We start from the raw sequence: 12510 nt of genomic DNA, 5'->3' as shown, positions 1-12510 counted from the left end.
CATTTTTGGATCCTTCTTTTATTTTATAGACATAGAATTTAGCTTTCTATGCTAAAAGAGAGTTTCTAATTTTTTCAATATCAGAAGTTGAAGGGAAACTGTTAATTAGAATCGAGTCAACCTTTTGATGTATGAGAAAAGAATTAGTAATAATAATTTCATAGCTATTAAGATCCATTTTGTAAGCAGCATCCTTATAAATACAATCAACATGATTAAAGGAAATAGGCTCCATATTTAATTCCGTTTGAATTGTTTTACAAATAAATTCAGCATGATTTTTTGAATTATCACTAATAATTAATACATGTTGGCTAGTTCTATTCTTCATAATCTCAGGTAAATTAGTAATAAGAACATAAAGAATGTAATCTATGTGGTAATTGAAATTAGATTGGGTGCTATTAGTTAAGTGTGTGACTAGAAATGAAATCTCGGAAACTGCCCAAGCATTATTTTTATTTGCTTCATTGCTAAAGTAAGCATATTTATTACTAATTAGGTGGTAAGGAACATCTATAAAAAGATCATTAATATAAAGATCCTTTAAATAAGTTAAGATTTTATTATATATCACTGGATTTGAATCAAGTTTAAAGGTTTCAAATATGCTATCTAAGAATAATGGAATTGTGTGCTCCAAGTGCTCATCAGTATACTTATTGAGACTATATCTTAGGGATAAAAGAGAAGACTCTAAACGATAAAGATCCTCTTCTGTAATGGATAAATCAGAGTCATATAACCTTTTTTTTTCTTCATCCGTTAACAGTGTAATTTTGCCAGTAAAATGTTCTGAAGATGGTGTGAAGAAACCTTGTGACTCTCTTTGAAGAGAAACGTAATATAAATCAGCATAAAATGAAATCTGAATAGTTGATATTGATTCATTGTTTTCTTGATAAAGTGTTTCTATCCTTTGTTTTAAAAGCAAGTTACTTTCAGAACGTAAAAACATTTTTGATGAGTAGCCAGATATTTCTAAAAATAGAATGGTAAAAAAGCGTCTTAAACTTAATTCATTTTTTCCAACAATTCGGTACAACGATTGATTATTTTCAATTTCAATATCGTATTTAACTAATTCTTGATTCAGAATATGAATATATTTATATAAGGTTGAGGGGCTTAAGTGAAGTTCCTCAACATAATAATTTAGCTTTTCATTTGGATGATAAAATAATGTCTTTAATATTTTAACAGGTACAGTATCCAATAAAATAATAGATTGGAGTTCTAAAAAAGCACTCATAGACATTTTAGGAGCACAAATTTCATTTGAATCTGAAATATTGATTTCAATAATATGCTCCCAGTTTTCATTAATAAAAGTAAAGTCGTCATACAGGGTTTTTTCTGAAATATCTAATTCGTGAATCATTTTATCAATAGCTAATTTTCCATCTGATTTAAATAACATATGCAAAATGTTAATTAAACGATCAGAAAAGTTATCTAAAATTTTTAACATAATTGTTTCCCCTTCCCAAGAGAATACGAAAGTGTCAATGAACAGTTAATGAATCAAATTTTATTTGATTCAGGGTAGTGAAAGTTACTTAATTTTTGTTCTAGATTAAGTAAGTCAATGCGTTTAGGATAATCATTGATAACAAAATTATTGTCTAGTTCAATACTTTTATCATTTGTTATATAAAGATACTTATTTTTGTTTTCATTAATAAAATATTTGTTTTTTACAACAATAAAATTATAAACAGTGTCAAATTTAGTTTCTAGTTGATTTTGAAGGAATTCGGCATGTGATGTTGACAGTTTACTATATATGTAAACTGTTTTTTTGTCGTTTAACTCTAAAAAATCTGGAAAATAAACGACTAATACATAACTGATTAACACTTCATAGTTATCTAAATCAACCTTCAATATGTTTGAAATATGATTAATCATTTCTTTAACAGGATAGTAGAGATGCGAATGTCTTTTTAAAGAAATGTAAAAGGAACGATATTTACTAATAAACACATGAATAGGTATCTGGTCGGATATTTCGTTAGTGTATATAATCTGAATAAACTTAAATAAAAGGTCAGCGTCTTTATGGTTATTATATGATGAATTTAAAAACTCTTTGAGATTTGTTAGTTTTCTACTATTAAATAACGGATTTTTAGAAAAAGGAGAATAACTTAAACTACTTAGTATTCGCTCTTGTTTAAAATAAAAATCATTATTATTGTATTCAGGGTTAGTATCACATAAATAAAATTTTTGATTTTCTCTGATTAAAGATATGTAAATAAACGAGTAATAATAAATTTGAGTCAGTTTTATCGTTTCATATACATCTAATTGAAGGTCTCTTTTTAGAGATTCAAACTCTTTATCATGTTTAGTCAGTTGTTGACAATTGAAACTGTTTAATTCAGCCCAGTATATAGTAAATAATCGTCTTAGAGTAATTTCTGATGCTGTTTGAATGAAGTATTTATTATTTACTTTCATGACTTCAATTTGATAAGGAAGCAATGACATATTAATACGTTTAATCATTTTATATATATTGGAAGAACTAGTATTTAGTTTATCTGCATATTCTTTTACCTTAAAGAATGGATGGATCAAAATTTCTGTTAAAAGTTTAATATTGATCGATTCATTAAGTAAGTTGTACTGGAGGTAATAAAGTTTTTCTGAGTTTTGTTTTTTTAATGAAACATTGTTTGATTCCAACTGAATGTCAATTAACTCGCTAAAATTCTCATTTAAGGAGTCAATGTCTCTTTGAATAGTAGATTTAGACACTTCTAGTGAGTTAGCAAGGTTTTCAATTGGGATTTCACGTTCTAAAGCGCTTAATATATCAATCATTTCTATTCTTCGTCGGATTTTATCTTCTAAAATATTAATCAAAATAAACACTTCCTCTAATATTTCTATCATTTATCATATCTCAAAACTTAATTTTTGGCACGTGTATTTTCCTAATAAAAATTTTTTTCAAAAAAAAATTATAAATAACTAAAATTAAATGAACGAACAAAAAGAACGAAAAATTCAAAATAGCTATTTTGTATAGGGTTTACAAAAAATAAGTAAATTCACAAAGTGAAACTTATTTTTCTGAAAATGATTTTTTTTTACAAAACTCAAAAAAAACAAGGAATAAAAAAAGATATAGAATATAGATACTTCAAAAATAGAACAAAGTTGTTTTTTGTAATGATTGAAATTATTTAAGGTGAAAGGAGAAATGAGATTGTCTGTGAAAAAAATAAAAATCTTATTGTTGTCGCTTATGTTTGTTATTAGTAGTTGTTACCCAACTTTAGCATTTGCTTTCGAAGAAAATCAAATTTTCTACAATGATCCTTTTGGTTACACATCAGATGGACAAGAAGGTGCTGAATATCCAACCGATGGAACTAATCAATATAATAATAAATACATGCAAGATACGGTTGTAAATTATGATTTTAATTCAAATCATGGTCTTGATGTTGTAACAGGAGCTACGGTTCCAGCGACGACACAGTTGCTTAAAGGGTCATCATTTGAAGGTGGGTATCATGAATACCGTGATGAACAGAAACAAGCTAGTGTATTTACTAAAAAAATAGTCAAACCAACTCAAAATCCAAATGTATTTGATATTCAACTAGATGTTATAAGTGGGAAAAAAGAAACGCAAGAAAAAATAGATATTGCTTTTGTTTTTGATAAGTCTACTAGTATGAATGAAAGAATAGATTATTATGGTACTACTCGTTGGGATGCACTGAAAAAATCCTTTGATTACTTCTCCAATAATTTTTTTAATGAAAAGGAGTATGATGTGCAATTCGGATTATCTTCTTTTGGGTCTTTTGGAACTAGTCAGCCTTTCTATGAGATAGCCTTTAATAATAATAACTATTTCTTTAATAGTAATAGCATTAACACAATGAAAAATAATCCTTTATTAGTAGATAAGCCTGGTAGATATTCTAATAACGGAAGTGGAACACCGACTTTTTTAGGTGTAGATGCTGGCTTAGAGTTGTTACGAAACTCAAGAAATGATTCAAAAACATTTTTAATTTTTATTACTGATGGTAAACCAACTTTTAATTTAAGTAGCAACTACGAGTATTACAAGAATTTTAGCACAAATAACTATAACAACTATGATCGAAACATATTGAATCACTATAGAAATATTAGTACTTACTTAGGAAACGGAACAGATAAGGATCGTTACGGACGTCCTATAAATTTAGAGACAGCTATAGATTTAGGTAGTCTGTATTCTTATACGAAGAGAAACTACGAACAGTATCCGAAAGTAAAAAAATATTCAGTTGGAATCAGTAAAGAAGCAACTGATAAGCAAAATAAACGAGTCTTAGAGTCTCTTGGCCCTGATGGTGTTTATAATGTGACTGACAATATTGAGTCCGATTTAAAAGGTGTTCTTAATGAGATTCAATCTCAAATTATTAACTCTGTGGCTTCAATTAGCAACGGAACGATTGTTGATGAGATGAGTGAATTTGTCACGTTGAAACCTGAAACGGTTACATCTTATCAGTTGAAACTAAAAGATAATAACCTGAATAGTACACCAGTAGCAAGTGGGCAAGTCGATGCATATGCTAAAAATGCGATAGTTAATAAGGATAGTAACAAAATAAGTGTTAGTAATTTGACTCTTTCTGGCGATCAACAATCTAGTAATGGATACCGTATTACTTATCAAGTTGAATTAAGACCAGAATATCGTAACGGACATTTTTACCCAGCTAATCAACCAACCTTTATTTACGATGATAACAATCCAAAGGGAATAGGATTTGCTGTTCCGTCAGTTAAGAATAATTTAAGAGATATCTCCGTTGAAAAAAAATGGAAAGGTGATCAAACACCTCATCCTGCTATCACTTTTAAACTATACGCCAATAACGAATTTCAAGAAGAAATTACCCTTAATAACGGACAGACTAATCATATCTTTAAAAATTATCCTGTTTTAGATGATCAAGGAGAATTAATTGATTACACCATAACAGAATCTCCAGTTTCAGGTTATAAATCAACTGTTGAGAAAAAAGACGATGGTAACTTTATTGTTACCAATACGCCGATGGGACAATTTAAAGCCACTAAAAAAGCAAGTAAACAAAAATTAAAGCCTGAAGAGGCCTTTAAATATACGATTGATGTGACAAATACAGTTAAAGATAGCTTACTTAAAAATATAACAGTTGAAGATACAATGCCTGATGGTATTGAGATTGTAGGTAACTTAACACTAAATGGCAATAAAGTGGATGGCATAAATGACAATACCTTTAAAGTCACTATTCCTGAATTACTAGGAAATCAAACAGCAACTATTGAAGCAGATGTCAAAGTTAATGGAACAACAGCCGAAGGAATTAAACAAAACATAGCGACAGTTACGAATCCAGAAGACCCTGATAATCCCCAGAAACCCCCAGCAGAGGTTGAAGTGATTCGAGAATCCAATTTATTATTGAAAAAAACTGACTTAGACGGAAAGAAACAACTTCCAGATGCTGAGTTTGATTTAGTCCAAATTATTGGTAATCAAGAAAAGAAACTTTTAACAGTTAAAACAAATAACTTAGGTGAAATCCAAATGAATCAGTTAAAAACAGGAAACTACCTAATACGTGAAACGAAAGCTCCAGAAGGATATCAAGTTTTAGAAACACCGATTGAATTTCATGTGACAAAATTTGGAGAATTGATTTTAGATAAGTCTCCAAAAGGGCTTGCCTCTCTTTCGATTAACAAAGAGTTAAATCAATTTGAACTTCTAGTCAAGAATGAAGAAGAACTTCCTGAACCAGGAATTCTACCAGAAACGGGTGGATTCGGTCATGGGAAATTCGTTATTGTGGCAAGTATTTTAATGATTATTTCTTTATTATTAACCATTTACTTTCTATATCATCGTAGAAAGGGGTGGAGGTAAATGAAGAAAAATCTAATACTATTATTTAGCTTTTTAGTCGGATTAACTTGCTTTGTAGGAATTCAATCTGAAGCTGAAGAACAAAGGGCTAATACTGATGTCTTAGTTAAGTTAATTCATGAAAATAATGGCAATCATCCAACAGAATTTTTAATTTATGGTATTTCTGAAAAAGAGTATAACAAAGCTTTAGAGATGAAATTAGAATTATCAGTTAATAAAACTAAAGAATGGTTAAAAGCAAATAAGCTTTCAATACTAGAAGAATTAACTGTCATGCCATCAACTATTTCTGAAGTGTCACTTCCAAGATACAATGAGCAAAGAGAACGAATGTATTACATTTTAGTTCAGAAAAAACCTGATCGTGAAGGGATGAATGGCAAAGAACTCTATCAAGTATTTCCTAGTTTTATTTCTTTTGATGAGTTAGAGGAAGAGACTATGACTATTGAAACGAAACGTGTTTTTTTAATTCAAACACCCTATTTCTTTAAATATAGTTCTGGTAACCAGCAAAAACCGCTAAAGGATGCTGAATTTGCTTTTTATCAACTAAATGAGAGTCATCAAAAAGAATATTTAATGAGTTTAGACCCTATTGAATGGCAAGTTACTTCTAATTCAAAAGAAGCATGGCAATTTAAATCAGATGAAAATGGTTTGGTAACTATACCAGACTTAGGATTGGAACTTGGAACTTATTATTTTGAAGAAACAAAAGCACCAAAGGATTATCTTATCTCAGACACATCTCGAGAAATTCCTCTTGTGATTTCTGAGGATGATGAGGGATTAAAGATGAGTATTAATGGTGAGCAGCTGGTTCCAATGCAAGCTGGAGAATTACCAGAAGAAACTCTCTTAGAAGGAAAACCCAGAGTTTTAAATGAATTACATGAAGTTCCACCAAGTGAAGTAAAACCACCAAACAACAACACAACAGGTGGTATAAAGCCTAAGAATGAAAGTTTTTTACCAAAAACAGGTGAAATTCAGTGGGCCTTTTCAAGTGTTGGATTTTTATTATTATTAATAGGTTTTATCTATATAAAAAGGAGAAAAGAAAATGAATAAGAAATTAGTTAAATTATTATCTACAATCGTTTTAATGTTTCCAGTATTATTAGGTTTTATGGGAACAGTTAACGCAGCTGAGGCTGAGAAAGTAACAGTAAACGTACATAAACGTGTTTTTGAATCAGGAGAAAAACCAAAAGATACTGTCAACACAGGTGAAGAAGTCGATTTTGGTGGAAAAGCATTAGCTGGTGTAACTTTTGAAGTTTACGATGTATCAGCAAAATATTTAGAATTAGTAAAAGCATCTACACCAGAAGAAGCAACAGCAACAATTATAAGTGATGCAGAAAAAGCATCATATGCACCTAACTATGCGACAAAAATGTCATCACAAACAACAAATAATGAAGGTGTTGCAACATTTTCAGGATTAGATATTAAAAAGAATGACAAATATGCGACTTATTTATTTGTAGAAACCAATTCACCAACAGATATTAAAGAAAAAGCAGCACCAATTGTTATTACAATGCCTCTTTATACAGATGCCAATAAATCAAATGTGATTAATACAAACATTCATGTTTATCCAAAAAATGAACGTGAAAAGCTAATTGACAAAGGTTTAGATGATGCTTCTAAGAAAGCTTTAGAAGTGACAATTGGAAATGAGAAAGTCTATAATGTAGAAGTAGGTCAAGAGTTTGGATACAGTATTTCAGCTTTAGTTCCTTGGAATATTGCAGATAAAGATTTTTACAGAGTTACCGATACACCTAATGAAGGAATGATCGTTCTTAAAGATACTATCACTATTGATGGATTAACAAAAGGAACAGACTATATTATTTATACTGACGCTTCAACTCGTGGTTATGTGGTGTATTTTAACACTGAATCAGAAGCTGTAAGAAAATTAGCTGGTAAACGAATTTCAATTAATTACCAAGCTAAACTAACAGAAGATGTAAAAATTGATACAGGAATTAACAATAAAGCTTATGTTGAAATTGGAACTATCACAAATGCAGATGATAAACCAAAATGGCCAACAACTCCTGAGCCTGGGTACCCGACAGAGCCAGAAAAACCAACAACTGAAAAGCCAGAAAAACCAACAGATCCAAAAGAACCAGGTACGCCTGAAAATCCTGTAACGGGAGAAGAAGTCTTTACTGGTGGAAAAAAATTCATCAAAGTAGATGACAAATCTGGTAAAACATTAACTGGTGCTGAATTTAACTTAGTAAAAGTTGATAAAGAGGGTAACATTTTAGAATATGCTAATTACAAAGATGGTAAATACACTTGGTCATCAGGAAACGCAGATGCTAAAGTATATACTTCAAATGACAAAGGGACTTTTGAAATCAAAGGTTTAGAGTACTCTGAAAAATTAGCAGAAGGTGTTTCTTACGCAGTTAAGGAAACAAAAGCACCAGAAGGTTATGCTTTATTAGACGCACCAATTAAGTTTAATGTAACAAAAGGTGAGTTTGGAACAACAGAATTGCCAATTACAAACATTAAAAAAGGTTTGTTACCATCAACTGGTGGTAATGGTATCTATATGTTCTTAGTAGCAGGTAGTGTGTTAATGGTAGGTGCTTTAGTATGGTACCGTCGTACACAAGTAGAAGCAGAAGTTTAAAAATTAAATTAAAAGACTGGACAAAGTGTTTCAGTCTTTTTTAATCTTTTAAAAAGGAGGTGGCGGATTGAAATCAGATAAAGTGAGCATTTGGTTGAAATTAGCTATAACGACAACATTCGTTTTAGGTGCGCTAATATTTATGTATCCCTTTGTTGCTAATATTATTAATACGCAAGTTGATAAGCATCGAATTGAAACGATGACTAAGCAAACAAAAACGGAAGAAGCAAAACAATTAGCAAAGAAAAAAGAACGTGAGGAAGAAATTAAAAAGAATCCTCATTTAGGGATGAAATTACAAGAAGATATTTATGATGAAGTCGAGTCAAGTAGTCGATTAAGCTCAGAAGAAATTAAGGACCATTTAATTGGCTCCATTAGTATTCCAAAAATTAACGCTCAGTTACCAATCTTTGATACAACCACCCCTTCTTTTTTACAAGAAGGTATTACGTTATTACCAGGTTCTTCTTACCCATCTGGTGGGAAGGGAACGCATTCGGTTTTAACAGGTCATACAGGATTACCTAATAAAAAATTGTTAACTGATTTAAAGGATATTGTTGAAGGTGATGTTTTTTATATCAATGTACTAGGAGAGACCTTAGCTTACAAAGTTGATCAACTAAAAGTAGTTTTACCGACTGAATTAGATGATTTAAAAATCGTAGAAGGAAAAGATTATTTAACCTTAGTCACGTGTACTCCTTACATGGTTAATACGCATCGATTATTAGTTAGAGGTGAAAGAATACCTATCGATTATCAAGCAGTCAAAAAAGTTGAACAGGCTATTGATAAAAAGAATAAATTTTGGTTAGTATTTTACCTTGTTTTAATTGCTTTACTGTTGTTACTCATGGCATTTGTTATTTACCGTCAATTTATTAACTATCAGATAATGAAAAGAAAATACCGTTTAAGCTTTACAGTACTAAAAAATGGCAAACCACAAAAAAATCTGACGTTTATGGTGATGGATAAATCAAAACGTCACTCTATCAAACAAAATAAAAAAGAGATGACTGTAACGACAAATGATAAAGGGAAAGTGATTTTAAAAGGATTATATGGCAATAAATATTGGCTAATCCCTAAAAATGAGGTAAAGAAACCATTAGAAATTAAATGTTGGGTCAAGAAATATAAAAATGAGTTATTTGAAGTAAGCTTGGGTAAAACAAGTAGTGATTCTTGGAGAATTAAAACAAGTAAGAGGAAGAAAAAGTAAATGAGTAAAAAGAAAATACAGCAAATCATCTTAGTTCTTCTTTTTACAATTGGTGGTCTCATTTTTACCTATCCATTCTACAGCAATGGTATTAATTATGTTGTTGACCAATACCGTCTTAAAGAGATGAAACAGAGAAATGAAGAAGAACGTAGTAGCTTAGAAAAAGAAATGATACAAAAAAATGAAGCTATAAAAGTTAATGGTTTGGTTATTAATCACGATCCGTTCGATGCAAGTAAAGTAGATAACCAAAGTTTAGATTTGAAAAAGCATTTAATAGGAACAGTGACAATACCTAAAATTAATATGACCATTCCACTTTATAATACATTGACTAATCAAATATTAGAAAATGGTGCAGGCGTTCTTCAAGGAACATCTATGCCAACAGGTGAAAAAGGAAGCCATTCGGTTATTTCTGCTCATAGAGGATTAGCAGAAAGAGAACTCTTTAGGAACTTGGATAAACTAGAAAAAGGAGATGTTTTCTTAGTAGATTCATTAGGAAAAACATTAGCCTACGAAGTTATTGAAGCTCGAACAGTTAAACCAGAGGAAACAGATGTTATTAAGTTGAATCCAGAAGAAGATTTGGTTTCTTTATTGACTTGTACACCTTATATGATCAACAGTCATCGATTAATTGTAACTGGCAAACGAACTGAGATTTCTGATGCCATAAAGAAAGAAGTAAAGTCAAGCCAACAGAAACAGACTTGGAAAGAAATTGGCTTATTAGTAGCTATTCTTCTAGGGTTACTTGGTTTAGTCATTCTTTTAATGAAGCTAATAAAAAAATATGTATTATTTAGAAGAAGATATGATTTTATTTTCTTTGTAAAAGATAAAAAGAATCAGCCGTTGACTAATGAAGAGTTTATTATTTTCCGTAAAGGTAAGAAAAAGGCTTTAAACAGAGATGGAGACTTATTTGTTTCAACTAGTAATGAAAAAGGAAAAGTAAAAATTAATCATTTACCAGGGGATGTTTATACACTAGCTCTTAGAAAGCAACCAACTGACAAACTAAGTGATTTTGGTATTAAGAAATTGAAAGAAACTCAAATGACTTGGTTAAAAGTAAGAAACGAAACTGTTACAACGAAGCAACGTAAAAAACGTTTAACTTTAACAATCAAAAAACAATTTAAAAGGGAAAAGTCTAGATAAAATCTAGGCTTTTTTTGTAATTTTAAGATTCTTAAAAAAGGATAAGAAGTAAATTTATTTTAAAAAAATAGTAGCATATCTTGGTTAAAACTGATATTATATCCATACAATTACGAAAGAAGGTATTTTAATGTTCGGTTTTGAGAGAGTTGTAAAAGGAACAGCTTTTACAAGTAAGTCTATTCAAGATGTATCTATTTTAGAAGATAATCTTTTTTGTTTAAGCAAAGAGGGAATGATTGAACAAGTTATTTCACCTAAGGAAGAGAGTTATAAAAAAGTATTAACACACTATCAAGAAACAAATAAATTTCAAGAACTAGCACAAGATGAATATTTACTACCAGGTTTTATTGATTTACACGTTCATGCACCGCAGTGGCCGCAATCAGGTTTAGCATTAGATAAACCATTATATGATTGGTTAAATACGTATACGTTTCCGTTAGAAGCTAAATATAGCAATATCGACTTTGCTGAGAGAGTTTACACAGACTTAGTAGATAACTTACTTTCTTTAGGAACAACGACCGTCTTATATTTTGGAACGATTCATAAAGAGGCCAATTTAAAATTAGCTGAAATTTGTGCAGCAAAAGGTCAACGCGGACTAGTTGGAAAAGTTGTAATGGATGATAAAGAACAAAATCCTGACTTTTATAGAGATGAAACAACTGAAAAAGCTCTAATAGAAACGGAAAAATTTATTGAAGAAGTAAAGGAAATGTCCAAACAAACTAAACAAGGTGTGTATCCAGTTGTCACACCAAGATTTATTCCAAGTTGTACAGATGCAGGTCTAGAAGGATTAGGAGCATTAGCCCATAAACATGACGTGCATATTCAATCACATTGTAGTGAAAGTGATTGGGCTCACCAGTTTGTTTTAGATCGATTTGGAGAAAGTGATACAGCGAGTTTAAATAAGTTTGGCTTATTAACTGAAAAATCTGTAATGGCTCATTGTGGTTTTTTATCAGAAGCAGATGCAGCCTTATTTAGAGAAACTGGAACGGCAGTAGCTCATTGTCCTATTTCCAATGCTTATTTTGGCAATGCTGTGACGCGCGTCAAACAGTTACTTCATGACTATCAGGTGGATGTCGGATTAGGAACAGATATTTCAGGAGGTTTCTCACCGAGTCTTTACGATAATATCAAACAAGCGGTTATGTCTTCAAGAATGTTGAATGACGGTGTTAATAACGAAATAACATCTGAAAAAAGAGGTATTAAAGAGAGTAATATAACATTGAATGAAGCTTTTTATTTAGCAACAGCCGGTGGTGGTCAATCTTTATCTCTGCCAATCGGTAAATTAGAAGAAGGTTTTGCTTGGGATGTACAGGTGGTTTCTAGCAAACATTTACCTATATTTGAAGAAGAATTACTAGAAGAAACATTTCAAAAGTTAATTTATTTAATGAAGCCAGAACAAATAAGGGAAGTTTGGGTTCAAGATCAATTAGTTTATAAACAATAAGGGGA

At 30.6% G+C, this 12510-nt stretch carries 8 protein-coding genes; 6 read left to right on the top strand and 2 right to left on the bottom strand.

All coding sequences use genetic code 11. The features are described from left to right. Nucleotides 1–46: 46 nt before the first annotated feature. Together ACODH8_RS01095 and ACODH8_RS01090 are read right to left on the bottom strand one after the other, a co-directional pair. The gene (locus ACODH8_RS01095) at nucleotides 47–1471 is read right to left on the bottom strand and encodes a helix-turn-helix domain-containing protein (RefSeq protein ID WP_332465003.1); all 1425 of its coding nucleotides are present in this window, start codon (nucleotides 1469–1471) and stop codon (nucleotides 47–49) included. Nucleotides 1472–1524: 53 nt separating this feature from the next. Next, complete coding sequence (locus ACODH8_RS01090) at nucleotides 1525–2904, bottom strand: HTH domain-containing protein (protein ID WP_332525805.1); 1380 nt, start codon at nucleotides 2902–2904, stop codon at nucleotides 1525–1527. Nucleotides 2905–3226: 322 nt separating this feature from the next. Here ACODH8_RS01090 and ACODH8_RS01085 point away from each other — a divergent pair, with 322 nt between their 5' ends. The 6 genes from ACODH8_RS01085 (at nucleotide 3227) to guaD (ending at nucleotide 12505) form a co-directional block, all read left to right on the top strand. Then, the gene (locus ACODH8_RS01085; RefSeq protein WP_332465027.1) at nucleotides 3227–5941 is read left to right on the top strand and encodes a SpaA isopeptide-forming pilin-related protein; all 2715 of its coding nucleotides are present in this window, start codon (nucleotides 3227–3229) and stop codon (nucleotides 5939–5941) included. Continuing rightward, complete coding sequence (locus tag ACODH8_RS01080) at nucleotides 5942–7018, top strand: SpaA isopeptide-forming pilin-related protein (protein ID WP_332465001.1); 1077 nt, start codon at nucleotides 5942–5944, stop codon at nucleotides 7016–7018. Next, entirely contained in the window at nucleotides 7011–8615 is a 1605-nt protein-coding gene (locus ACODH8_RS01075; RefSeq protein ID WP_332465000.1) for a SpaH/EbpB family LPXTG-anchored major pilin, read from the top strand. Before ACODH8_RS01080 ends, ACODH8_RS01075 begins: the two co-directional genes overlap by 8 nt. A 67-nt stretch (nucleotides 8616–8682) precedes the next feature. Next, entirely contained in the window at nucleotides 8683–9849 is a 1167-nt protein-coding gene (locus tag ACODH8_RS01070) for a class C sortase (protein WP_332464999.1), read from the top strand. Next, complete coding sequence (locus ACODH8_RS01065; RefSeq protein WP_332464998.1) at nucleotides 9850–11022, top strand: class C sortase; 1173 nt, start codon at nucleotides 9850–9852, stop codon at nucleotides 11020–11022. 130 nt (nucleotides 11023–11152) lie between these two features. Then, nucleotides 11153–12505, top strand: a complete 1353-nt coding sequence (gene guaD / locus ACODH8_RS01060) for a guanine deaminase (RefSeq protein WP_332464997.1) — start codon at nucleotides 11153–11155, stop codon at nucleotides 12503–12505. The last annotated feature ends 5 nt before the right edge of the window (nucleotides 12506–12510 follow it).

The sequence above is a fragment of the Vagococcus fluvialis genome, from assembly GCF_048815235.1.
Lineage (GTDB): Bacteria > Bacillota > Bacilli > Lactobacillales > Vagococcaceae > Vagococcus.
The sequence above is the reverse complement of the archived record's forward strand: the minus strand, read 5'-3'. Positions and strand labels throughout refer to the sequence as shown.